This is a genomic window from Streptomyces sp. Ag109_O5-10, from assembly GCF_900105755.1.
Classification (GTDB): Bacteria; Actinomycetota; Actinomycetes; order Streptomycetales; family Streptomycetaceae; genus Streptomyces.
Genome location: NZ_FNTQ01000001.1, coordinates 1,716,558 through 1,740,826, shown reverse-complemented (window position 1 = coordinate 1,740,826; position 24,269 = coordinate 1,716,558). Strand labels below are relative to the sequence as shown.

Here is a 24,269-nt window from a genome sequence, read left to right as displayed (position 1 = left end):
TACGGAACAGGTCTTGGACCCGGCACCGGGGCCGGACGCAGGCTGAGGTCGTCCCAGCACATCCACTCTCCACGAGGTGATCTGTCATGCGTGTGTTCGTCACCGGCTCCACCGGGTTCATCGGCAGCGCGGTGGTCCGGGAACTGCTCGGCGCCGGCCACCAGGTGCTCGGCCTCGCCCGCTCGGACGCGGCCGAGGCGGCCCTGAAGGAGGCGGGAGCGGAGGCGCACCGCGGCGACCTGAACGACGTCGACGGGCTGCGGGCGGCCGCGGGAGCGGCGGACGGGGTCATCCACACGGGGTACAACCACGACTTCTCCGACATGCCCGGCGCCCTTCGTACCGAACTCGACGCGCTGGAGGCCCTCGGTGACGCGCTCGCCGGGTCCGGCCGGCCCCTGGTCGTCACGTCGGTGACCGGCCTTCTCGCTCCCGGGCGCCTCGGCACCGAGGAGGACGGCCCCGACCCCGCGGGCCCCGGCGCCCACCGGGCGAAGGCGGAACGCTCCGCCCTGGCCCTGGCCGACCGCGGGGTGCGGGTGTCGGCGATCCGGCTCCCGCAGGTGCACGGAGCGGGCGACCACGCCTTCGTCCCGTTCCTGATCGGCATCGCCCGCGACAAGGGTGTCGCCGCCCACCTGGGGGACGGCACCAACCGCTGGTCGGCCGTGCACCGCCTGGACGCCGCCACCCTCTACCGCAAGACCCTGGAGACGGCCCCGGCCGGGGCCGTGCTGCACGCGGTCGCCGACGAGGGGGTCCCGCTGCGCGGCATCACCGAGGTCATCGGCCGCCGCCTCGACGTGCCGGTCGTGTCCCTCGCACCGGAGGAGGCGGCCGGCCACTTCGGCTGGATGGCGGCCTTCGTCGGCAACGACAACCCCACGTCCGGCGCCGCCACCCGCGAGCGGTACGACTGGCGGCCCGTCCAGCCGGGCCTGCTGGCCGACCTCGACCAGGACCACTACTTCGCCTGACGGCCGCAGCGCCTCCCGATCGTCGGGGACCCGGCGGTCAGCGCACCTTCGTGTCGGATTTCCGCCAGCATCGGTCACCCCCGGTGGCCGATGCTGAAGCCATGCAGAAAGGGATGCACCTCGACCGCGAGCACTGCGTACGGGCCGTGCAGTCGAAGGACGCACGGTTCGACGGCTGGTTCTTCACGGCCGTCCTGACCACCCGCATCTACTGCCGGCCCAGCTGCCCGGTGATACCGCCCAAGCCCGAGAACATGACGTTCTACCCGAGCGCGGCCGCCTGCCAGCAGGCCGGGTTCCGGGCCTGCAAGCGCTGCCGGCCCGACACCAGCCCCGGCTCCCCGGAGTGGAACCAGCGCGCCGACCTGGTCGCCCGGGCCACGCGGCTGATCGCCGACGGGGTCGTCGACCGTGAGGGCGTCCCCGGCCTCGCCGCCCGCCTCGGCTACAGTCCCCGGCAGATCGAACGCCAGCTGCTCGCCGAACTCGGCGCCGGCCCGCTGGCCCTGGCCCGCGCCCAACGCGCCCAAACGGCCCGGCTGCTGATCGAGACCACGGCGCTGCCGATGGCGGAGGTCGCCTTCGCGGCCGGGTTCTCCTCGATCCGCACCTTCAACGGCACCGTCCGCGAGGTCTTCGCGCTCTCGCCGACCGAACTGCGCGACCGCCGCCCCAGGTCGGCCCGGCTCGCCCCCGGCACGCTCACCCTCCGGCTGCCCTTCCGCGCCCCCCTCAACCCCGACAACCTCTTCGGCCACCTCGCGGCCACCGCCGTACCCGGCGTCGAGGAGTGGCGGGACGGCGCCTACCGGCGGACCCTGCGGCTGCCGTACGGCCACGGCATCGCCGCCCTGACCCCGAAGCCCGACCACATCGCCTGCCGGCTCACCCTCAGCGACCTGCGGGACCTGCCCGTCGCCATCAGCCGCTGCCGGCGCATGCTCGACCTGGACGCGGACCCGGTCGCCGTCGACGACCAGCTGCGCAGGGACCCCTTCCTCGCCCCGCTGGTCGACAAGGCGCCGGGACGGCGGGTGCCGCGCACGGTCGACGAGGCGGAGTTCGCCGTCCGGGCCGTACTCGGGCAGCAGGTCTCCACGGCCGCCGCCCGCACTCACGCCGCCCGCCTGGTGACCGCACACGGCACCCCGGTGGACGACCCCGAGGGCGGCCTCACCCACCTCTTCCCGTCCCCCGAGGCGCTCGCGGACGTGCCGCCGGACTCCCTGGCGATGCCCCGCACCCGCCGCACCACCTTCACCACCCTCGTCCGCCAACTCGCCGACGGCACCCTCCACCTGGGCGTCGAGAGCGACTGGGCCGAGGCACGGGCCCGGCTCCTCGCGCTCCCCGGCTTCGGCCCCTGGACCGTCGACGTCATCGCCATGCGCGCCCTCGGCGACCCGGACGCCTTCCTCCCCACCGACCTCGGCATCCGGCGCGCCGCCCAGGAGCTGGGCCTGCCCGGCACCCCGGCCGCGCTCACCGCCCGCGCGGCGGCCTGGCGCCCCTGGCGGGCCTACGCCGTCCAGTACCTGTGGGCGACCGACAGCCACCCGATCAACTTCCTGCCCGTGTGAAGGAGTTCAAGGACATCGCCGTGAAGAACCACACCGTGACCGACAGCCCCTACGGCCCCCTCACCCTGGTGGCCGAGGACGGCACCCTCTGCGGCCTCTACATGGAGAACCAGCGCCACCGCCCGCCCGAGGAGACCTTCGGCGCCCGCGACGACGCCCTCTTCACCAAGGCCGAGGAACAGCTGACCGCCTACTTCGCGGGCGAGCTGACCGAGTTCACCGTCGAACTGCGCCTGAACGGGACCCCGTTCCAGCGCAGCGTCTGGGAACAGCTGTGCCTGATCCCCTACGGCGAGACCCGTTCCTACGGCGAACTCGCCGCAGCCCTGGGCAACCCCCAGGCCTCCCGCGCGGTCGGCCTCGCCAACGGCCGCAACCCCGTCAGCATCATCGTCCCCTGCCACCGGGTGATCGGCGCCGGCGGCAGCCTCACCGGCTACGGCGGCGGCCTGCCCCGCAAGCAGCGCCTGCTCGACTTCGAACGGGGAGCAGGCCTCTTCTGACCGGCTCGGGACCGGCGTCTAACCGGCCTGCAGCTCGGCGAGCAGCTGCGGCAGGGCGGTGCCGATCGGCTCCCGGACGATCTCGTCGGCCCGGTCGTCGTACGGCGTCGGCTCGGCGTTGACGATGACCAGCCGGGCGCCGCGGTCGGCGGCGACGCCCGCGAGCCCGGCGGCCGGCTGGACCTGGAGGCTGCTGCCGACGGCGACGAAGACCTGGCACGCCTTGCTGATGGCGAGGGCGTCGCCGAGGACGACCGGGTCGAGCCGCTCGCCGAACATCACGGTCGCCGACTTGAGGATGCCCCCGCACTCCAGGCACGGCGGGTCCTCCTCGCCGGCCTCGACCCGGGCGAGCGCGTCCGCCATCGGCCCCCGGGCACCGCACTTCGTGCACACCACGCTGCGTGCGGAGCCGTGCAGTTCGAGCACCTTGCGGGCGGGCATCCCGGCGAGCTGGTGCAGCCCGTCCACGTTCTGCGTGATCACCCGCACCGGCGTCCCCGACCGCTCCAGCTCGGCGACCGCCCGGTGCGCCGCGTTGGGCTCGGCCATGAGCGCGCGGTTCTGCCGTCGCATCTGCCACGACCGGCGCCGGATCTCCGGGTCGCCCATGTAGTACTCGTACGTCACGAGCTTCTCGGCCTCGGGATCCTTGCGCCAGAGCCCGTTGGGACCGCGATAATCGGGGATCCCAGAATCGGTGGAGATCCCTGCGCCACTCAGGATGGCTACGAGAGGCTTGTTCATGCGCCGAGAGTAGGAGTCATACCCGCTTGGGGCGAACGGATATCCAGCACGCTACGTGGTCATTGACTGCGGGGTGTATCCGCAGATGGATACTTGGCCACAAGTAGGCAACAGCGGCAAGAAGTTGCTGCCGCTGACGGTCAAGAAGGATGCTCCGGCCAGCGGACACGCTCACTGCCGTGAGTGAGGCGTTGCGGCGGATCGTGGAGGCCCTGGGGGACGGCGACGAGGAAGAGGCGGCTGCCGTCCTGCGGGCGCTCGGTGCTCGGAGTGGGCGGCAGGGGATCGTGCGGGAGACGCAGCGAATGCCCCTGCCGCAGCCTGGAGGCTCTTTGGCCGTCCATTGCGAGGTGGAGTGGGCCTGAGGGGCTGGCGTCCCCGAGACGGCCGTCTACGACTGCTCGTACCCTCGGGTGGTTGCTGCCCGGCAGAGGAGGGGAGCGACTTCTACCGGGCTGAGCTGTGCCCCCAGAAGTATCCACGAACGGGGGAGCCTCCTGCCGAACCGGCATCGGGCTGGCGTCGGAAGTAGCGGACAAGTAGTCGACGGCGCGAGCCCTGGTAGTTGGTGAGGGCGAGCCGTGGCACAGCAATTCGTTCGGTGCTATGGCTCGACTCCCCCGCGTAGTCCCCACACATCCAGGCCTGAGTAGATGAGGGCCGTGCGACCCCGGGAAACGAGAAACACTCGGCTTGAAGGCCGGCCCGCCGGTGCACGACGACCTCGTACGGATGTCAGGCCGGACCGACGTGCATGGGGCGCATCATTTCGTTGTCCTCGTGCGTATCCGTCGCTCTCCTCCGTGTTCGCCCCGCCGTGCAGGTGAGTGACGACGGGAACCGGTCCGCCGTACGGCCCGGGTGTCGAGGTGAACGTGGGTCGGGAGTCCCGCCGCTCGACCCCGCCCGGTGGGTTCGCCCAGTGGAGTGCGGGATCGACCGGGAGGAGATGCGGCAGATATCCGCCGTTGGTGTCGACCAGTTGATTGACCCACCTGACCTGGACCGCTCTTCCGTACCGGGCTTCGATGGTGAACGCGGGATAGTGGAACGTTTCGGGATGCCCGGTCGAGCCGTACCCGAACACCGTTGTGGCCGGCATGCCCGGGGGGAGCACCTGCTGCCGGAACTGCCGGATGCCGATCGTGTAGATGTCCCGGCCGGCCCGGCTGTCCAGCGGCATGACGGGCGGTATCACAAGTTCGGCCACGTACTTCCGTATCACCGCCGGATCGAGGACTTCTCCTTCCGCCGACGAAGCGCGTGGCATCACCGTACCGGGAACGGAGAAGAGAGACGTTCCGCCCGCCAGAGTGGCCTGAAGCACGAGCCTCCTGCTGATCACTGGGCTTCTCACCTCGACTCAGGTCACCGGAGCACAGCACCAGTGGCCTCCGGGCCGGGCCCTCGACGGGCGCGGATCCGTTCGCGTTCGGCTGCCGGTTACCGACGATCGTCGCATCGTCCCGGTGCACGCGCATGACGATCACCGGCCGCCACGGAACGCACTGAGCCCCGCGATCACGGCGTTGCCGGCCGGCTGGTCGAGCACACCTGCAGGCCTGGGAAGCCCGTTGGAGGTTTCGATGGGACGTCCTGCTCTGGTCCATGAGGGTGATGCCGCAACCCGGCGTCTCGCTCCGCGCCTCCGGACGCAGTGGGCAGCCCACCCCGGCCAGCGGCTTCTCCTGCAAGCTGACTCGCACGCTGGACGCCCCAGCCGTGAAGGCGTGGCGGGGACGTACCCGGCAAGCCCGCGCCCACGGCCATGACCATGTAGCTCGACGAGCACCCTGGATCACGCAGCAGACCGGAGCACGCCCGGTCCTATCCACGGCCGACCGGCTGAGCAGTTCAATCCGACGAGGTCCACCCCCACACGCGCCGCCTCTGCTCGTCAAGCGGCACGAGCGCGGTGCAGTCCGCCCCGGTCGAGCAGGTCACGCTCGGCACCGTGTCCGGGCCGGTGTGCAGTTCGACGTCGCCGGCGCACCGCAGATGGATACTTGGGTACAAGTAGGCCCGACCGGCGAGAAGTTGCCGCCTCTGACGGTCAAGAACGCTGGTCAGGCGCCTGCTTCGAGTGGTCACGAGCACTGACGTGAGCGAGGCACTTGATCGGGCGGTTGAGGCGCTGGCGGGGGTGAGCAAGGACGAGTTGGCTGCTGCGCTGGCTGCGGTCGGCGCTTCGGTCCCTCGCCCGTCAGCGCCGCTGACGTCCCCTCGGACGCCATTGCCGGGCCCTGGACGTGCCCCGCCCATCGTCTCCGAGGTGGAGTGGGTCTGAGGGGTCCTCTCCAAGTTGTGTTCGACCGTGTGACCCGTTGAGCCCTCTGCCTGTTTGGGAGGGGGCTCATTGGCGTTTTGGGCCGGATTCGCGTACAACCTGCAAGAATTCGCTCGCCTATCCTCCGGCATCCTTCGAAGGGGATGCTTTACCCCGTTTGCGACGATCACCCATCTGATGGGCGGGTTGCCGGCCTAGAGCGCCTGTGCGATGTCGTGATCAATCGGCTGCCTGCAGGAGATCTCCGAGCCAGATCATCGAGGCGCGCGGTTCCAGGCCGGCGAGGTAGCTCTCGGGCGCCTTGTCGAAGCGTGTGGCGATGCCGCGCCAGTCCTTTCGGCAGGGTCCTCGCCGGACCGTAACGACTCACCGCTCCTGGCTCCGACTCTTGACCGGCTGGCGGACCTGGGGCCGCTGCCCGACGACATCACGGTGCACCTCGACGCCGGCTACGACTCGGACAAGACCCGCGCCGAACTCACCGCGCGCGGCCTGCGCGGCCGCATCGCGCACAAGGGCGAGAAGGCACCGATCCGGGCGAGCCGGCGGTGGCACATCGAGCGCACCCGCGCCTGGCAGAACGTCTTCCACCGGCTCGCCCGATGCTACGAACGCCGTGCCGCAGTCATCGACGCCTTCTTCGACCTCGCTGAGACGGTCATCACCGTCCGTAGCTTGCTCCGCAGGGCGCGGACAAGCCACCGCTGTGACAACCTCCCGAACCGACCCCCGTGAGTACGCACCTGTCTGCGCTACTACTAAGGCCAGTTGATAAGGTAGCCTTAGTATATGAGTGATGATCTGAACGCGGACGCAGTCGCCTCAGCCCTGCTGGCGAGTATCAGCGTGCTGGTGCGACGGGTGCGCCACGTGCCGGTCGAAGGCGGGCTGACGATGCCCGAGCGGGCCGCCCTGTCGCAGCTGAAGCGTTCCGGCCCCACCACCTCCTCGGCGCTGGCCCGGGAGGCGCAGATCACCGCACAGGCCATGGGAGCGACGCTCAGTGCGCTGCAAGGCCGGGGCCTGGTCGAACGCCGCCGGGATCCGAACGACGGCAGGCGCGTGGTGCTCACGGTGACCGACGCCGGTCTGCAGGCGCTGAAGGACAAGCGCAACGCGCGGATCGAACTCATCGCCCGGGCCCTGACCGGCGGCACCTTCACTCCGACGGAGCTGGGGCAGCTCGCAGCGGCCGCGCCACTGCTGGAGCGGCTAGCCCGGAACATCTGACGCCGACGGAACCACGAGAAAGCCAAGCTGATGACGGATCCCCCCGAGCCGCACGCCCCGCACCGATCCGCCGATGACGACCGCTACAAGTGGATCGCGCTGACGAACACGACCGCCGCGGTCTTCATGTCCGCGCTGGACGGCTCCATCGTGCTGATCGCCCTGCCGGCGATCTTCCGCGGCGTGCACCTGGACCCGCTGGCTCCCGGAAACATCGGCTATCTGCTGTGGATGATCATGGGGTACCGGTTGGTTCAGGCCGTCCTGGTGGTCACGGTGGGCCGGCTGGGAGACATGTACGGCCGGGTCCGGACCTACAACTTCGGGTTCGCGGTCTTCACCGTTGCCTCGATCCTGTTGTCCTTCGATCCCTTCGACGGCGGCCACGGGGCGATGTGGCTGATTGCCTGGCGACTGGTGCAGGCCGTCGGCGGATCGATGCTGACAGCGAACTCGGCCGCAATCCTGACCGACGCCTTCCCCAAGGAGCAGCGCGGCTTTGCCCTGGGCATCAACCAGGTCGCGGGGCTGGGCGGTATGTTCATCGGTCTGGTCGCCGGTGGTCTGCTGTCGGCCTGGGACTGGCGGGCGGTGTTCTGGGTGAACGTGCCCGTCGGCGTGTTCTTCACGCTGTGGGCCTACCGCACCCTGCGCGAAACCGGCAGGCGTGGCGGCGGGCGGATCGACTGGTGGGGCAACATCACCTTCGCGGTGGGCCTCAGCGCGGTCCTGATCGCGGTCACCTTCGGCCTGCAGCCTTACGGCGGGCACACCATGGGCTGGACCAACCCGCTGGTGGACGCGCTGATAACCGGCGGACTGCTCCTCCTGGCAGCGTTCGTCGCCATCGAGAACCGCGTCTCGGCGCCCATGATCCAACTGGGTCTCTTTCGCCTACGGGCCTTCAATTTTGGCAATCTGGCGGGCCTGGCCATATCGATCGGCCGCGGCGGGATGCAGTTCGTACTGATCATCTGGCTGCAGGGCATCTGGCTTCCGCTGCACGGCTATGACTACAGCGCCACGCCGCTGTGGGCGGGCATCTTCATGCTGCCGCTGACTGCAGGTTTCCTCGCGGCCGGCCCGGTGTCCGGTTATCTGTCCGACCGGATCGGCTCCCGGGGCCTGGCCACCGGCGGCGCGCTGCTGTTCGGCGCCAGCTTCCTGGGCCTGATGCTCCTGCCGATCGACTTCAGCTACTGGATCTTCGCCGTGCTGATCGCCCTCAACGGGATCGCCAGCGGCATGTTCGCCTCCCCCAACTCCTCCTCGATCATGGGCAGCGTGCCCGCACACCTCCGCGGTGTCGCCTCCGGCATGCGTGCCACCTTCCAGAACTCCGGTACCGCCGTCTCGATCGGCGTGTTCTTCTCCCTCATGATCGCCGGACTGGCCGGCAGCCTTCCGCATACCCTCGCTGCCGGCCTGCAACAGCAGGGCGTACCGGCCCGGGTCGCCGCCCAGGTCGGCAGCCTGCCCCCGGTCGCGTCCCTGTTCGCCGCCCAACTGGGCGTCAACCCGACCCAGCACCTGCTCCAACCCAGCGGCGCGCTGGCCCATCTGACCGCGGCGCAGCAACAGGCCCTGACAGGACGCGAGTTCTTCCCCAACCTGATCTCCGGGCCCTTCCACTCCGGCCTGGTCGTCGTGTTCGCCTTCGGCGCCGTCCTCGCCTTCCTTGCCGCGATCGCCTCCCTGCTGCGCGGCAGCGGCACCACCCCCGCCGCCAGGACCCCGGAACCGCAAACTGCCGCCACCGGCGACGCCATCGCCCCTGCGATCGACGGCCGGAACGCGGGCGCCGCCGGCTGAGACCAGCAGCGCCCCGGACCCGGCAACCAGCCGACATCCACAGGAGAAACACCCTTGGCATTGACAACGATCGACCCCACGCCCGCGCTGGTTGTGATCGACCTGCAGAAGGGCATCGTCTCGGCCCGCACCGACAGTCCGGTCACCGCCGCCGTCAAGCAGGCGACCGACCTCGCCACCGAGTTCCGGCGGCACGGCCTGCCCGTGGTCCTGGTCAACGTCACCGGACGCGCGCCGGGGCGCACCGAGGCCGGACGGCGATCCGGGAGCAGCGCCGCACTGCCGCCCGGCTGGGCCGATCTCATCGACGAACTCGACGTCCAGCCGACCGACCATCTGATCACCAAGCGGCGGCGCAGCGCGTTCCACGACACCGGACTCGACACCCTCCTGCGGGACCTGGGCGTCACCCAGGTCGTGCTTGCCGGCATTTCGACCAGCTCAGGCGTTGAGTCGACCGCGCGCTCGGCCTCCGACTACGGCTACCACGTGGTCCTGGCCACCGACGCCATGACCGACCCTGACGCCGACGCCCACCGCCACAGCGTCGAACGCGTCTTCCCCAAACTCGGCGAGACCGCCACCGCCGCCGAGATCACCGACATGCTGGAGACCACGCGATGACCCTGCTGGGCCGACTCCTGAGCAACCGCAGAGCAGGCGAGAACCACCTGGCGTGGAATCTGCCCAGCCTGCAAGGTCCCGAGCTGCTGACCCTCACCAGCCGGAACTTCGACGACGGTGCTGCCGTGCCGCTGGAGCACTGCGCGAAGCACATCGGCGGCGACGACCGGTCCCCCCACCTGGCCTGGACCCCGCCGCCGGCCGACACCGCGCAACTCCTCCTGGTCGTCGAGGACATCGACGTTCCCATGGCCAACCCCGCCGTGCACTGCGCAGCCCTGATCGACCCGTCCTGCGGGCACCTGGAACCCGGTGCCCTCAACGCCCGGCAGCCGGCCGCCGAGGTGCAATTGCTGCGGTCCACCATCGGACGCGGGTACCACGGGCCCGCACCCATCAAAGGCCACGGTCCGCACCGCTACGTCTTCCAGCTGTTCGCCCTCTCCACCCCCGTGGACAGCACCCTTGGCACAACACCAGTGGACCGGGCCCGGCCCCGCACCCTGCTGCCCGCCATCACCGCATCCGTCCTCGACCGCGGCCGCCTGACCGGCACCTTCGAACGCTGAGCCCAGGCCCGGGCCCCACACAGGCAGTGTGCCCCGGGGCTGTCCGCTCTCCGACTCAACCGGAGAACGGGCCCTGTCTCACATTCGGTGGTGACGGAGCGTGCTGTTATCCGAGGAGGATGCGGTGCCGGAGCAGGGTGAAGCCTGCTCGTCCGTGCATCTGGCGCGCGATCCGTTTGGTCTTGGTGTTGACGCCCTCGGTGGGGCCGTTGCTGTACGGAAGCGTGAGCCCGGCGATCACGGCGTTGATGTCCCGGTCCAGGCCCCGGGTGAAGGCGTGTAGGTGGGGCAGGTCGGCTGTTCGGACTTGGGCGATCCAGTGCGTGAGCGCATCGGCGTTGTCGGTGTGTGGCGTAAGGAGCGGGGCGAAGTCTCCGATACATGCCGCCAGTTGGGTCATCTCGGGGCAGGCGGCGGTGAGCTTGGCCAGGAGCTCGTGCTGCTCGGGCTTGAGGTTGTCGGGTCTGGTCAGCAGCATCCGGGCGAGCCGGCGCGGCGAGATGTGGCTGCGGTCGGCGTCCGCGCGGCCTTGGTTGATGTACTTGTGCAGAAGGTTCAGGCAGCCCGTGAAGCCGAGAGCCTTGATCTCTTCGAAGAGGTGCTGGACGGGGACGCCGGGGTCTTCACTTCGGCGTTTGCGAAGGTGCTCGCGGTAGGGGTCGACGAGGCTGGCGCGGTACCTGGGGACGCGGAGCATGCGCTCGGGCCGGTCGGCTCTGGCGTAGCGTTTGACGGTGTTCAGGGCCAGTTGCAGGCGGCGGGCGCATTCGAGCAGGCCCACGCCCTTCTCGAGCAGGCCATGAACCTGATGCCAGCGTTCGAGGGTGGTCTGGGCGCGGGGCCCGTCGTAGATCGGCGCGTCCAGCACGGTGGCCCAGCAGGCACTGTGTGCCTTCACTTCGTTCAGGGCGGCTTCACACAGGTTTTTCCATAAATGCCAGCGATCACCGACTTGCACCGCGTCAGGCAGAGCACGGCGGATGGCCTCGGCATAGGTCGCCGAGCCGTCACGGCACACGACCTCGATGCCCGGATGCCCGCGCAGCCACGCTTCTAGCGTGTCGGCCGTGCGGTCGGGCAGCACGTCGATCCGCTCATGGGTCTCGGCGTCGATCACCACGGTGGCATAACGGTGCCGCCGGCGCAGTGCGAAATCGTCGACGCCGATCACGCGGGGCACGCGCCCGGTGGGTAACGGGATGCGCAGCAGGGTGCGCAGGGCCGTGTGACGGGACAGGCCCACCGCGAGTATCGCCAGCAAGCGTGATCCCGCCCGGCCCGCTAACTCTTTGACCACGGCCTTGACCTGCCTGGTCAGACGAGCGGTACGTCGCTGGTATCGCTCCAGTACCCCGGGCACCTGTTCGCGGAAGGTATGGCGGCAGCCCCGCGTGGGACACACCAGACGCCGCACCCGCACACGGACCACCACCCGTCGCCCGTCGACCGGAACGTCGGCCACAGTCCGCCAGTGATAGCCGTGTACCCGTCCCGACGAGACCCCGCACACCGGGCAGACCGCGGTGTCCAGCGGCGTCCGGGCCCGCACCACGATCCGCTCACCCTGGTCGACCACATCCTCCATGACCAGTGGGAACAGACCCGAAAACACCGTCTGCACAAGCTCGTTGACACCTATCACATGAATGTCAACGACCCTGACAACTCTCCGTCACCACCGAATGTGAGACAGGGCCGGAGAACGGACAGCCCCGGTGCCGCCTGACGCCGAGACGCTGCCCGGCGGACCGAGGCTCCCTTCCCGTCAACGCCGAGGCGGCCAGGCGTGCACTGCGTGTCGTGGTCGCTGGAACGTGATCACTTAGCTTGAAATTAACCTTCAGTGATCGTTTGGTGGTCGAGTCGTTCACCCACATGGGAATCTTCCGGACATGACGACGACCTCCCTTTCACGTTGTGTGATGTGGGATGTGGGATGTGGTACGCGGTACGCGCCGACGGCCCGGGTCAGGTGTTCGCACACGCACGCGCGATGTCAGCAGACGAAAAGTGGGCATGTGCGTATGGGTGAATGTTCGCAATGCCCGGCCGAAACCATCGCGAGCGGAGACCTCGACAGCGTCCTCCGTGCTGTGCAGACCGCCGGTAGCGACGTCACGGCTGTGGTCACACCTGACGTGCGTACCCCGTTTGCTGACCTGATGGTTCCTCGTTTCACCATTGTCTCGCCGTGAAACCTCGGGCCCCTCTCTGACATCGTCGGGTGAGACCGCCTGCTCCTAGGTGCCGTCGTGCTCGTGTGTCCGGTGCGCGTTGGGTTGGTCACCCCAGGCGAGCACTGGTTGATCGCCCGCGAATAGGGGAGTTGGTACGGGCATGGCGGTTGACGCCGCTGTGCGGCGCGAGAGCGACCACGGTCGGAACGATGCCTCCGGCGGGGGTCGGCCTCGGTTTCCCCCGCGCGCGGGTACGTTTCACGTCTGCCCCGTCGCAAGATGAGCTGCGGTCGTGAACCTGACTGCCTAGGCCTCGACGCATTGAAACGAAGCCTTGGGCAATTTCCCTGAGAGTTCGAGCCGCAGATGGATACTTGGCCACAAGTAAGCAACAGCGGCAAGAAGCTGCTGCCGCTGACGGTCAAGAACGCAGCTCAGTCGCCGTCTTCGAGCGGTCACACGCACTGAGGTGGGCGAGGCACTCGCTCGGGTGATGGAGGCGCTGGCGGGGGCGAGTGAGAACGAGGTGGCGGCTGCGGTCGGCGCTTCGGTCTCTCGCTCCTCGGCGCCACCCGCATCCTCGTGGACCCCATTGCCGGACCCTGGAAGTACCCCCGACATCGTTTCTGAGGTGGAGTGGGTCTGACGCTGCTCCAGGCTCTAGGTCGCTAGGGATCTGCTGTCGGCAACGATGCTCGGGTGCTGCGCTCCGCTTTCGGGGAGAATGGCCGGTGAAGTGCACTGCGCACTGTCGGGCGGCCACGATGAGCGAGCACAGTCAACAACGCACGGCGCAGTCGGCGCCCAGACTGCGCCTGGGCGCCGAGCTGGAGCGGATCGCTGAGCAGCTCAAGGCACTGGCTCGGGCCCAGGACGAATTGCACGACCTGTACGAGGCCGTCCTGGGTCGGGAGGTGGAGCTGTCCGTTGTGCTGGAGTTGATCGTTTCCACCGCCATGCAACTGGTCGGTGCGCGCTGTGGTGCGCTCGGCGTGCTGGACGAGCAAGGTGACAGCCTGGCCCTGTTCCTTCCGGTGGGTCTGTCGGAGCAGGAAAGGGCTGGCCTGGCCGGGGTGGAGCTTCCTCGTGGGCGTGGCCTGCTCGGGCATTTGATCAGCCATCCTGTGCCGCTCCGTGTCGACGGCATTACCCTGCATCCGGACTCGGCAGGCTTCCCGCCCGGCCACCCGCCCATGCGGAACCCGCTGGGCGCCCCGATCACGGTCCGCGCGAAGATTTACGGAGATCTGTATCTTTCCGAGCGGATCGACGGACGCCCATTCGACGACCGTGACGAAGGCCTGATCGTCGCCCTGGCCGGCGCTGCCGCCCTGGCCATCGACGATGCCCGTCTGTATGAGAAGACCAGGCACGATGCCGAACGGTTCCAGCGTCTTCTACTGCCATGCCTGCCTGACCGCCTGGAGCCCTTCGACGCTGCCGCGGCTTACCACGCTGCCAGCACCCCCGACCATGTGGGCGGGGACTGGTACGACGCCCTGTTGGTGCCCGACGGAGCTTGCGCCGCCGTCATCGGTGACGTCGTCGGACACGACCTCCAGGCGGTCGCCGCCATGGCTCAGACCCGCAGCATGCTGCGTGCCCTGCTCTACGATCGCCGTACCTCGCCCAGCGCTGTCCTCGCGCACCTCGACCGCACCCTCCAGGCCATCACGGACAGTCCCGTGACCACCGCGTGCCTTGCCCGGATCGAACCCGCGCCGTCGGCCGGTTGGACGTTGCGCTGGAGTACTGCAGGACACCCTCCGCCTTTGGTGATCACCCCCGATCGCCGGGCCGGCCACTTGCTGGCGGATCCTGACCTGCCCCTCGGCGTCGACAGCACTGCACGACGCCACAACCACGCCCATCTCCTTCCCACCGATGCCACAGTCGTCTTCTTCACCGATGGGCTCGTCGAACACCGTCACCACTCACTGGAGGCAGGCTTGCAACGGCTCGCCGACGTCGCTGCCGCCCACGTCGACCTGCCCGTGGCCGACCTCGTCCGCGTCCTGATCGAGGAGCACCCCAGCGACGGACACGACGAGACGGCAGTGCTCGCCCTCCGAGCTCCGCAGGTCCGATCTTCGAGGCCAGACAAGTAACGAGCTGGTGCGTGATAGCGGGTGAGGTGTCGTGCCAGGCAGGTGGCATGATCCCGCTGTGGCGATCACGGTCAATCGGTCGGTGTTGGCGCATCGACTGGTCACGGGGATCTCTCGGCGTCATCTTGCTTGCCTGGTCGAGGAGTTGGCCGTGCCGTGGCAGGCCGGGGTCGAGGGTCGTCGCCATGCCGCGCGAGGTGGGGCCCGGAAGCGGGCTGAAGGGGCCGGCGCCCGCCACCAACTGGTGTTCGTCGACCGGCTGATGGCCACGCTTATCCATTTGCGGCACGACCTGCCGCACTCGGTGCTGGGACTGCTGTTCGGCGTCGACCGTTCCACCGTCACCCGCGCGATCGGAGAGGTGCGCACGCTCCTGGCCGAAGGGGGGTGCGCGGTCCCGGACAGCCCTGGCCTGCGTCTTCGGACACTGCCGGATGTCTTCGCTTATGCCCAGGCCGAGGGCATCGAGCTGTGGCTGGACGCCACCGAGATCCAGGTCCCTCGGCCGCCTGCCAGCCGCGGCGGGCGGCGAGCGTTCGTCTCCGGCAAGAAGAGGCAGAACACGATGAGGGCCACCGTCATCGCCGACCACCTGGGCCGCACTTTATGGGTCGATGCCCTGCGACCTGGGCGGATGCATGACGCGACCGCCGCACGCAACGAAGGTGTCGGGATCTGCTTCCAGCACTCTCCCGATGTCGAGATCCTTCTGGACGACGGCTACCTCGGGCTCCGTCGTGATCACCCAGGACAGGCGGTGACACCGCCCCGGAAAGGCAACAAGATCAGTCCGCCCGAGGTCCTCGAAGCCCGTCGGCGAGCCCGCCACCGACACTCCTCGAAACGCATCACCGTCGAACACGCCCTCGCCGACCACAAACGCTGGAAACAACTGACGCGCTGGACCCACCGACGCGAGACCCTGCCCGCCACCTACCGAGCCATCGCCAGCCTCGTCTCCGACCGCACCACCGGCTGACAACAGCCACGACCGGGAGAAACACACCTCGCCCGCTATCACGCACCAGCTCGTAACTGATCGTTTCAGAATGAGGTCTGGAGGCGGCGGAGGCATATGAGTCTGCAGGCCAGGTCGAGTAACCCCTGCTGGAGGTCGGCCCGGCGTTCGTAGCGGGTGCGGAGCCGTTTGAACTGGTGCAGCCAGGCGAACGCGCGCTCGACCACCCAGCGGACCTTGCCCAGTCCGGGGCCGTGGGCGATGCCCCGTCGGGCGATCATGGGTTTGATGCCACGATTCCACAGCAGGCGGCGGTACTTGTCGAAGTCATAGCCCCGGTCGGCCTACAGGCACCGGGGTTTGCGGCGAGGGCGCCCCCGAGCTCCCCGAATCGGCGGGACCGCGTCGAACAGGGGCAGGAGCTGGGTGACGTCGTGTCGGTTGCCGCCAGTGAGCGTCACGGCGAGTGGGGTTCCGTGGCGGTCGACGATTAGGTGGTGCTTGGAGCCGGGGCGGGCGCGGCCGACGGGTGAGGGGCCGACGCGGTCCCCCCTTTGAGGGCCCGGACGTGTGATCCGTCCACTGAGTAGTCGTCCAGGTCCAGCAGGTCGGCGCGGCGCAGTTCGGTCAGCAGGGCGGCGTGCAGGCGTGACCAGACGCCGGCCTCGGTCCAGTCCCGCAGCCGACGCCAGGCCGTCACGCCGGAACAGCCCACGGTCTCCGCCGGGACATCCCGCCAGGCGACACCGGTCCGCAGCACGAACAGGACGCCGGCGAGTGCTGTCCGGTCAGGAACACGCAACCGCCCGGCATGCCAATGGCGTCGTTCGGGAGGGGGTGGCAGCAACGGGGCCACCCGATCCCGCAGGTCGTCCGGAACAAGATCAGCACGCACCCGGACACCTTGCCGACCGAGATCGTCGAGTACAAGACCCGCGGCACGGTGGGCCGGTCAGCCCGCCCGGTGGCCGTTCTCCAGCTCGGCGGTGCCCGCGCCCTCGGTCAGGACGTCCAGTGCGGTAAGGACGCGGCGGCCCAGCGAGCCCGGCAGATGGGCGGCCAGTTCCTCCCGCGGGACCAGCCGCCAGGACAGCAGCTCCGCCTCCTGCAGCCGGATCGCTCCGAGGTCGGCGTCGGTGACGACCCCGCCGTCGTACAGGTAGGCGACGATCGGCGGACGGCCGGTGCCGTGCACCCAGTCCACCGCCAGCAGCCGGCCCATCTCGCGGTCCAGGCCGATCTCCTCCAGAGTCTCCCGGCGGGCGCCCTGGCGCGGGGTCTCCCCGTCGTCGGACTCGACGGTCCCGCCCGGCAGCGCCCAGCCCTCCCGGTAGTTGGGCTCGACGAGCAGCACCCGTCCCTCGGCGTCCCGGATGAGCGCGGCGGCCCCGGCGAGCACGCGGGGGAGGCTCGCGATGTACGCGGCGTAGGCGTCAGTCGTGGTCACCCGGGAAGCGTAGCCAGTGCGGACTCGGCGCCGGTCCCGGCGAGGCGTACGGTGCGTGCCGCCAGGTCGCTGATGCGGGCCCCGTCGAAGCCGAGGACTGCGCTGCGGACCGTGTCCTCCAGGGGGTCCCGCCACTGGGCCGGTACGGCCGCCGCGCCGGTCAGCACCCCGGCCACCGAGCCCGCCGTCGCCCCGTTGGAGTCGGTGTCCAGGCCGCCGCGGACGGTGAGGGCGATGGTCCGGGTGAAGTCCCCCTCGCCGTACAGCAGGCCGGCGGTGAGCACGGCCGCGTTGGGGACGGTGTGGATCCACCCGAGGCCGGCGGTCTCGGCGGCGACGGTGGTGAGGGTGTCCTCCCAGCTCATCCGGGCCTCGTACAGGGAGACCACCCGGCGCACGGTCCGGGCGAGGCGGCAGCTCGCCGGTACGACGGTGAGCGCGGTGTCGATCGCCTGCCGTACGGTCGGCGCGGTGAACGCCGCGGAGATCAGCGCGGCGGCCCACATCGCGCCGTACACCCCGTTCCCGGAGTGCGAGAGGACCGCGTCCCGGCGGGCCAGGGCGGCGGCCCGGTGCGGGGCGCCCGGGCAGGTCCAGCCGAAGACGTCGGCGCGGATGAGCGCGCCGATCCACTCCTGGAAGGGGTTGTCGTAGGTGGCGGTGAGCGGCGGTTTCAGCCCGTTGACGAGGTTGCGGTAGGCGGCCCGTTCCGCCGTGAAGGTCTGGTGGTACGGCAGCCGTTGCAGCCAGAGCTCGCCGACCTGTTCCGTGCTGAAGCCGAAGCCGTGGGTCTCCAGGAGGTGCAGGCCGAGGATCGCGTAGTCGACGTCGTCGTCGCGGCAGCTGCCGTGGATCCGGCCGCGTACGCACTGCCGCCACTCCGGGCGCAGGGCGAGCGCGTCGCTCTCGTCCGCGGGCTCGGGGAGGTAGTCGGTGAGCGGCAGGGCGCCGGCCCGCCGCAGGTAGCCGTCGATGCGTTCCCGGGTCCACAGGTCGCCCCGCTCCACCGGTTTGCCGAGCATGTTGCCCGCGATCCGGCCGAGCCAGCCGCCGAGCACGCGGTCGGCGACGTCGGGCCCCAGACTGGTCATGGCTGAGGTCTACCCGTTTTCGCAGGCGGTTCCCAGCCCCTTCCCAGGCTTCGGGCGGGGCATGACGGCAAGGGGGTCCTCCGGTTAAGGTCACAGCGGCGCGACTGGCCTTGACGTGCGCGAGGCCCGGAGAGCAAGGGGATACAGGTGACACAGCGTGTGCTCATCGCCGCGGACAAGTTCAAGGGCTCGCTGACGGCCGTGGAGGTCGCCGCGCGGGTCACGGCGGGGCTCAGGCGGGTCGCGCCCGGCGCCGACGTCGAGGCGCTGCCCGTCGCGGACGGCGGGGACGGCACGGTGGCCGCGGCGGTCGCGGCCGGATTCGAACGCCACGAGCGGGAGGTCGCCGGACCGCTGGGGCAGGAGGTCACCGCCGCGTTCGCGCTGCGCGGCGGCACCGCGGTCGTGGAGATGGCCGAGGCGAGCGGTCTGCAGCGGCTGCCCCGCGGTGTCTTCGCGCCCCTGACGGCCTCCACGTACGGCTCCGGGGAGCTGCTGCGGGCCGCGCTGGACGCGGGCGCGCGCACGATCGTCTTCGGGGTCGGCGGCAGTGCCACGACCGACGGCGGGGCCGGGATGCTGTCGGCGCTCGGCGCCCGCCTCCTCGACGCGGACGGCGAACCGGTGCCGCCGGGCGGCGGCGGCCTCGCCGATCTGGCCCGCGCGGACCTGTCGGGTCTTGACCCGCGGCTGTCCGCCGTCGACCTGGTCCTCGCCAGCGACGTCGACAACCCGCTCACCGGGCCGAAGGGCGCGCCGGCCGTCTACGGCCCGCAGAAGGGGGCCTCGCCGGACGACGTGGAACTCCTGGACGCCGCGCTGGCCCACTTCGCGAAGGTCCTGGAGACCGAGGCCGGTCCGCGCGCCGCCGAGTACGCGGTCGCGCCGGGGGCGGGGGCCGCCGGGGGCATCGGGTACGGCGCGCTGCTGCTCGGCGCCCGTTTCCGGCCCGGTATCGAGGTCATGCTCGACGTCCTGGGCTTCGCGCCCGCGCTGGAGCGGGCCACGCTGGTGATCACCGGTGAGGGCTCCCTCGACGAGCAGACCCTGCACGGCAAGGCGCCGGCCGGGGTGGCCGCGGCCGCGCGTGCCGCCGGCAAGGAGGTCGTGGCGGTCTGTGGCCGCCTCGCCCTGCCGCCGGAGGCACTCGGCCGGGCCGGGATCCGCCGTGCTTACCCGCTCACCGAGGTCGAACCGGACGTGGTGAAGTGCATCGCGGACGCCGGGCCGATCCTGGAACGGGTCGCCGAGCAGATCGCACGCGACTTCCTGACCTGAGGGCGCCTAGTCCAGCGGGGTCAGGAGCCCGTCGTCGTCCCGGTAGAAGCTGCCACTCGTCTGGTCCTCCACCCGGTGCTTGTCGAACCACTGCATGGACATGTGCTGGACCACCTTGGCTGGGCGTTCCCAGACCACGGAGTGTCCCGCGTCGGCCAGCTCGAACATCAGCTTCTTCGACCCCGGGATCGCCTTGTACAGGCTAGGGACGGAGAACGTCAGGACATCCGGAAGGGGCGGGGTCGGCGGGGTGTTGGCCGTCCGGTCCATCTCGCCGTAGACGATCATCACGGGCACCCGGTCACCGAGGATGTACGTGCCTGAGGCGTCCTTGAGCGGAACGGTGTGGTTGTTCCAGCCCCACCAGTAGGAGTTCCGGTACCGAAGGACGCCCTCCGCGGTGCCCCCTGGCGGTATCGGTCCCCAGGTGCTACCCAGGGCGTCGTTGGCCATCATCGCGTCCCACACGATGTCTCCCATGTCGGGTTCCCGCTGGAGCGGGCTGGCCTGCTCCTTGTCCCAGCCGATCTTGAAGCCGGTCTTGCTGGCGACGTGCATCGGGAAGCCGAACGTGAGGGCTGGCGTGGACAGGGGCAGTGCCGCGGCTTCCGACGGACGTGCGAACGGATTCATGGCGTCGCCGGACCAGCGGCCCTTGGGCGGGAACATCGGGGCGAGCAGGAAGAGGCTCTTGACGTTCTCGGGGTGCTTGAGAGTGTAGGGGCCCATGACAAGGGCGCCGGCGGACCAGCCGATGAAGTCGATCGGGCCGGTTGTACCGGTCTGGGTCTTGATGAACTTGACCACTGTGTCGACTTCCGCCTCCTCGCTCTCGGAGTTGCCGAGCTGGTACCCGTACGGCGGTGGGCATTTGGCTGAGAGCGGGTTGGGCACGAGGACCGACTCCTGCTGGGCTGGGTTGGCGTTGCAGGGCTGGTCCATCGGCAGCGGCCGTGGTGTCCGCCCGCTGCCCTGGAGGTCCATCAGGAACACGTCGAAGCCGTGCTGGGCCAGCTGCTGTGCCCAGCTGTACCGGATGTCGGAGCCGCCCGAACCGGGAATCACGAGGTCGAAGCCCGCGACCGCAGGCACGCTCCGGCCGTGAAGCATCAGCACGGGAGGCTGCTGCGGACCACCGGTCTTCCGGTACTCGCGCACGAACAGCTGCACCGTTTGGCCCGGATTCGGTGGGATCATCGGGAGCGTCGAGATGTGCGGCACGGAGTGGTCTTTCACCGTGAGTGAGGGCATTGGGGTCCTCCTGTTCGAAAAGAGGGGCCGCCCCCATCCCCCGCATTGGGGCAAACCCCGGTAAAGTTCAGCCCAATTCCACCGTCCTCCCCGGTCTCGCCCTGCGCAACTCGGCCGCAGCCCGGGGTGGTTGACCGGTCAAAGGCCACCTCCGTGTGCCCTTGAAGCCGAAACGGGTGTGGCCCGAGCCTCGAAGGCTCGGGCCACACCCGTTTCACGTTCCGGCGAGCGTCAGGGCAGTTGCGCCGCCCGCGCCTCGCGCCTGTTGTCGCGGAAGTTGTTCACCCGGCGGGCCGTGGCGAACAGCGGGATCACCGCGCCCATCACCAGCTGCAGCGCGCAGCCGGTCTGGAGGAGGAGCTGGCCGCTGGGCGCGTCGAAGGCCCAGGAGACCAGGAGCCCCATCGACAGGACGATCCAGGCCAGCATCGCGACCGCGAGGCGGCCACGGGGCTTCGGGTACTCCACCCGGCTCACCATCAGCCAGGCCGTGCCCAGGATGGCGAGCAGCGTCGCCACGAAGGGGAGCTCCAGCAGGACGATGGAGACGACCGTCAGGGCACCGAAGGGGCTCGGCATGCCCTGGAACATGCCGTTCGGCGGGGTCACGCAGCTGAAGCGCGCCAGCCGCAGCACCACCGCCAGCAGCACCACCACCGCTCCGACCGCGGCCACCTTCTGGTACGCGTCGTCGGCGACCATGCCGTAGACGAGCACGAAGTACGCCGGCGCGAGGCCGAAGCTGATCAGGTCGGAGAGGTTGTCCAGCTCCGCGCCCATGGGGGAGGAGCGCAGCTTGCGCGCCACCAGGCCGTCGAACAGGTCGAAGACCGCCGCGCAGAGCATGAGGATGACCGCGGTGGCGGCGCTGTGGCGCGCCATGCCGGCCGACTGGTCGTCCCCGGTGAGGTGCGGGATCAGGATGCCGGTGGTGGTGAAGTACACCGCCATGAAGCCGCAGGTGGCGTTGCCGAGCGTGAGGGTGTCCGCTATCGAGAGGCGGAGAGAGAGCGGCATCTCCTCCTCGTCGTCGCCGATCTGGTCGGCCTCGGGCACCCAGCCCGCCTGGGTCTCAGGATCAATCACGGTCAATGCGAGTCACCCCAGCCACGGTCTTCTGGCCGACCTCGACCGCGACGTCCACGCCCTCCGGCAGGTAGATGTCGACACGCGAGCCGAAGCGGATCAGACCGATGCGGTCGCCCTGCTCGACCTTCGTGCCCTGCGGGACGTAGGGGACGATACGGCGGGCCACCGCGCCGGCGATCTGGATCATCTCGATGTCGCCGAGTTCGGTGTCGAAATGCCAGACTACGCGCTCGTTGTTCTCGCTCTCCTTGTTGAAGGCGGGAACGAAGCCACCGGGGATGTGCTCCACCGACGTCACCTCGCCCGCGAGGGGCGCGCGGTTGACGTGGACGTTGAGCGGGCTCATGAAGATCGCGACCCGGGTGCGTCCGTCCTTCCACGGCATGATGCTCTGCACCACACCGTCGGCGGGGGAGATGACGCGGCCCTGGGCGATCTCACGCTCGGGGTCGCGGAAGAACCACAGCATGCCCGCCGCGAGCGCGGTGGCGGGCAGGGCGACGGCCTTGGCGGCGCCGGAGCGACGGGCGCGCAGGAGGCTGACGGCTGCGGTGGCGACGGTCGGGAGAAGCCACGGCGATGCTCCGCGCGCGAGGCGTACGCCGGCCAGGCTGTCTCGATGTGCAGAGGTTTGGCTGTGGGGCATGGATGACCTTCGTAGCGGATGATGCCGCGCGGGAATTGGGGACGGCGGCTTTCCGGGATCGTACCGGTCGGGGGCCACAACTGGGCAAGCCAGGAAGCCGAGTCGGCGGCCGAAGACCGTTGACGGGGTGTGATCTTCTTCTCGAAGAAAACACCCCGTACCGGGACAATCAGCCCTGGAATCGATACTCTTCGAGCAGCCTTCGCCCGATGATCATTTTCTGGATCTCGGCGGTACCTTCGCCGATCAGCAACATCGGCGCCTCACGGTAGAGACGTTCGATCTCGTACTCCTTGGAGAAGCCGTAGCCGCCGTGGATCCGGAAGGCATCCTCCACGACCTCCTTGCAGTACTCGGAGGCGAGGTACTTCGCCATCCCGGCCTCAAGGTCGTTTCGTTCCCCGGAGTCCTTTTTGCGTGCCGCGTTGACCATCATGGCATGCGCGGCCTCGACCTTGGTGGCCATCTCCGCCAGCTTGAACTGGATGGCCTGGTGCTGGGCGATCGCCTTGCCGAAAGTGTGACGCTGCTGGGCGTACCGGACGCCCAGCTCGAACGCACGCTGCGCGACACCGCAGCCACGCGCCGCCACGTTGACCCGGCCGACCTCGACGCCGTCCATCATTTGGTAAAATCCTCGGCCGGTGACCCCACCGAGCACCCGATCGGCCGGGATCCGCAGCCCGTCCATGATCAGCTCGGTGGTGTCGACGCCCTTGTAGCCCATCTTGTCGATCTTGCCCGGGATCGTGAGACCGGGGCGCACCTCACCGAAGCCGGGCTCCTTCTCCACCAGGAAGGTCGTCATCGACTTGTGCGGGGCCGTGCCCTCGGGGTGGCCTTCGTCACTCCGCACCAGGACGGCCACGAGGGAGGACGTGCCGCCGTTCGTCAGCCACATCTTCTGGCCGTTCAGGACGTACTCGTCGCCGTCCTTCACCGCCTTCGAGGTGATGGCGGAGACGTCCGAGCCGAGGCCCGGCTCCGACATCGAGAACGCGCCCCTGATGTCGCCGGCCGCCATCCGCGGCAGGAAGTGGTCCTTCTGCTCCTGCGTGCCGTGCTGCTTGAGCATGTACGCCACGATGAAGTGCGTGTTGATGATCCCCGAGACGGACATCCACCCGCGGGCGATCTCCTCGACGCACAGCGCGTACGTCAGGAGGGACTCGCCCAGGCCGCCGTACTCCTCGGGGATCATCAGGCCGAACAGGCCGAGCTCCTTGAGACCGTCGACGATCTGCTGCGGGTACTCGTCGCGGTGCTCCAGCTCGGTGGCGACCGGGATGATCTCCTTGTCCACGAAGTCGCGGACGGTGGAGAGGATCTCCTGCTGGACGTCGGTCAGACCGGCGGTCTGGGCGAGACGGGCCATCGCTTACTTCCCCTGTTCCTTCAGCTCGGGGCGGCCCGGCTGCTCGCCGCCGCGCTCCTTGATGTACGTCTCGGTCGGCACCATCACCTTGCGGCGGAAGATGCACACCAGCGTGCCGTCCTGCTTGTAACCCTTGGTCTCGACGTGGACGATCCCGCGGTCGTCCTTCGACTTCGAGGGCCACTTGTCGAGCACGGTCGTCTGGCCGTAGATCGTGTCGCCGTGGAAGGTCGGCGCCACGTGCTTGAGCGACTCGATCTCCAGGTTGGCGATCGCCTTGCCCGAGATGTCCGGCACGGACATGCCGAGCAGCAGCGAGTAGACGTAGTTCCCGACCACCACGTTCCTGCCGAAATCCGTCGTCCTCTCGGCGTAGTTCGTGTCCATGTGGAGCGGGTGGTGGTTCATGGTGAGGAGACAGAACAGGTGGTCGTCGTACTCCGTGACCGTCTTTCCGGGCCAGTGCTTGTACGTCGCCCCGACCTCGAACTCCTCGTACGTGCGTCCGAACTGCATCGCG

The 24,269-nt window shown here is 69.4% G+C and carries 19 protein-coding genes and 2 pseudogenes; 11 read left to right on the top strand and 10 right to left on the bottom strand.

From position 1 onward, the window contains the following. Positions 1 to 86 precede the first annotated feature (86 nt). From BLW82_RS07965 to BLW82_RS07955, 3 genes are all read left to right on the top strand, one after another. Positions 87 to 977 (top strand): SDR family oxidoreductase, encoded by an 891-nt coding sequence (locus BLW82_RS07965; RefSeq protein WP_093498155.1) that lies wholly within the window; start codon positions 87 to 89, stop codon positions 975 to 977. A 113-nt stretch (positions 978 to 1,090) separates the two neighbouring features. Next, on the top strand, positions 1,091 to 2,557 hold the full coding sequence (locus BLW82_RS07960; protein ID WP_093498154.1) for an AlkA N-terminal domain-containing protein: 1,467 nt from the start codon (positions 1,091 to 1,093) through the stop codon (positions 2,555 to 2,557). Positions 2,558 to 2,577: 20 nt separating this feature from the next. Continuing rightward, the gene (locus tag BLW82_RS07955; protein WP_093507914.1) at positions 2,578 to 3,060 is read left to right on the top strand and encodes a methylated-DNA--[protein]-cysteine S-methyltransferase; all 483 of its coding nucleotides are present in this window, start codon (positions 2,578 to 2,580) and stop codon (positions 3,058 to 3,060) included. A gap of 18 nt (positions 3,061 to 3,078) precedes the next feature. Here the strand turns inward: BLW82_RS07955 and BLW82_RS07950 are convergent, their stop codons facing one another. Then, positions 3,079 to 3,807 (bottom strand): SIR2 family NAD-dependent protein deacylase, encoded by a 729-nt coding sequence (locus BLW82_RS07950; RefSeq protein WP_093498153.1) that lies wholly within the window; start codon positions 3,805 to 3,807, stop codon positions 3,079 to 3,081. Between the two features lie 2,619 nt (positions 3,808 to 6,426). On the opposite strand from BLW82_RS07950, the pseudogene BLW82_RS07940 reads away from it, so the two are divergent. From BLW82_RS07940 to BLW82_RS07920, 5 genes and pseudogenes are all read left to right on the top strand, one after another. Beyond that, positions 6,427 to 6,829 (top strand): annotated as a pseudogene (locus BLW82_RS07940) (transposase); the annotation flags it as partial. A gap of 54 nt (positions 6,830 to 6,883) precedes the next feature. Continuing rightward, positions 6,884 to 7,324 carry a MarR family winged helix-turn-helix transcriptional regulator gene (locus BLW82_RS07935; protein ID WP_093498151.1) on the top strand — a complete coding sequence of 147 codons (441 nt, stop codon included), beginning with the start codon at positions 6,884 to 6,886 and terminating at the stop codon, positions 7,322 to 7,324. Between the two features lie 30 nt (positions 7,325 to 7,354). Continuing rightward, positions 7,355 to 9,136: an MFS transporter gene (locus tag BLW82_RS07930; RefSeq protein ID WP_093498150.1), complete on the top strand. Its 1,782-nt coding sequence runs from the start codon at positions 7,355 to 7,357 to the stop codon at positions 9,134 to 9,136. Positions 9,137 to 9,190: 54 nt separating this feature from the next. Continuing rightward, on the top strand, positions 9,191 to 9,760 hold the full coding sequence (locus BLW82_RS07925) for a cysteine hydrolase family protein (protein ID WP_093498149.1): 570 nt from the start codon (positions 9,191 to 9,193) through the stop codon (positions 9,758 to 9,760). After that, positions 9,757 to 10,329 carry a YbhB/YbcL family Raf kinase inhibitor-like protein gene (locus BLW82_RS07920; RefSeq protein ID WP_093498148.1) on the top strand — a complete coding sequence of 191 codons (573 nt, stop codon included), beginning with the start codon at positions 9,757 to 9,759 and terminating at the stop codon, positions 10,327 to 10,329. The genes BLW82_RS07925 and BLW82_RS07920 overlap by 4 nt, the downstream gene beginning before the upstream one ends. Positions 10,330 to 10,435: 106 nt before the next feature. On the opposite strand, the gene BLW82_RS07915 is transcribed toward BLW82_RS07920, so the two are convergent. Beyond that, a complete protein-coding gene (locus BLW82_RS07915) occupies positions 10,436 to 11,914 on the bottom strand; it encodes an ISL3 family transposase (protein ID WP_371131312.1) in 1,479 nt (492 codons plus the stop codon). A 1,356-nt stretch (positions 11,915 to 13,270) separates the two neighbouring features. Between BLW82_RS07915 and BLW82_RS07910 the strand changes: the two genes are divergently transcribed. Then, positions 13,271 to 14,614 carry a PP2C family protein-serine/threonine phosphatase gene (locus tag BLW82_RS07910; protein WP_093498146.1) on the top strand — a complete coding sequence of 448 codons (1,344 nt, stop codon included), beginning with the start codon at positions 13,271 to 13,273 and terminating at the stop codon, positions 14,612 to 14,614. Positions 14,615 to 14,672: 58 nt separating this feature from the next. Then, positions 14,673 to 15,593, top strand: coding sequence for a transposase family protein (locus tag BLW82_RS07905; protein ID WP_218162357.1), 921 nt, complete (start codon positions 14,673 to 14,675; stop codon positions 15,591 to 15,593). 65 nt (positions 15,594 to 15,658) lie between these two features. On the opposite strand, the pseudogene BLW82_RS07900 reads toward BLW82_RS07905, so the two are convergent. The 3 genes and pseudogenes from BLW82_RS07900 to BLW82_RS07890 all read right to left on the bottom strand — a co-directional run bounded on the left by BLW82_RS07900 (position 15,659) and on the right by BLW82_RS07890 (position 18,110). Beyond that, a pseudogene (locus tag BLW82_RS07900) lies at positions 15,659 to 16,467 on the bottom strand (IS5 family transposase). A 57-nt stretch (positions 16,468 to 16,524) separates the two neighbouring features. Then, complete coding sequence (locus BLW82_RS07895) at positions 16,525 to 17,019, bottom strand: NUDIX domain-containing protein (protein WP_093498145.1); 495 nt, start codon at positions 17,017 to 17,019, stop codon at positions 16,525 to 16,527. Continuing rightward, complete coding sequence (locus tag BLW82_RS07890) at positions 17,016 to 18,110, bottom strand: ADP-ribosylglycohydrolase family protein (protein ID WP_093498144.1); 1,095 nt, start codon at positions 18,108 to 18,110, stop codon at positions 17,016 to 17,018. The genes BLW82_RS07895 and BLW82_RS07890 overlap by 4 nt, the downstream gene beginning before the upstream one ends. A 141-nt stretch (positions 18,111 to 18,251) precedes the next feature. Between BLW82_RS07890 and BLW82_RS07885 the strand changes: the two genes are divergently transcribed. Beyond that, a complete protein-coding gene (locus BLW82_RS07885) occupies positions 18,252 to 19,388 on the top strand; it encodes a glycerate kinase (protein ID WP_093498143.1) in 1,137 nt (378 codons plus the stop codon). A 6-nt stretch (positions 19,389 to 19,394) separates the two neighbouring features. On the opposite strand, the gene BLW82_RS07880 is transcribed toward BLW82_RS07885, so the two are convergent. From BLW82_RS07880 to BLW82_RS07860, 5 genes are all read right to left on the bottom strand, one after another. Then, positions 19,395 to 20,585, bottom strand: coding sequence for an alpha/beta fold hydrolase (locus BLW82_RS07880; protein ID WP_371131478.1), 1,191 nt, complete (start codon positions 20,583 to 20,585; stop codon positions 19,395 to 19,397). 285 nt (positions 20,586 to 20,870) lie between these two features. Beyond that, positions 20,871 to 21,695: a CDP-diacylglycerol--serine O-phosphatidyltransferase gene (gene pssA, locus BLW82_RS07875; protein ID WP_093498141.1), complete on the bottom strand. Its 825-nt coding sequence runs from the start codon at positions 21,693 to 21,695 to the stop codon at positions 20,871 to 20,873. A gap of 22 nt (positions 21,696 to 21,717) precedes the next feature. Next, positions 21,718 to 22,374, bottom strand: a complete 657-nt coding sequence (locus BLW82_RS07870; protein ID WP_093498140.1) for a phosphatidylserine decarboxylase — start codon at positions 22,372 to 22,374, stop codon at positions 21,718 to 21,720. Positions 22,375 to 22,543: 169 nt separating this feature from the next. Further along, positions 22,544 to 23,749 (bottom strand): acyl-CoA dehydrogenase family protein, encoded by a 1,206-nt coding sequence (locus tag BLW82_RS07865; protein ID WP_093498139.1) that lies wholly within the window; start codon positions 23,747 to 23,749, stop codon positions 22,544 to 22,546. Between the two features lie 3 nt (positions 23,750 to 23,752). Then, entirely contained in the window at positions 23,753 to 24,265 is a 513-nt protein-coding gene (locus BLW82_RS07860) for a MaoC family dehydratase (protein ID WP_093498138.1), read from the bottom strand. Positions 24,266 to 24,269: the final 4 nt, after the last annotated feature.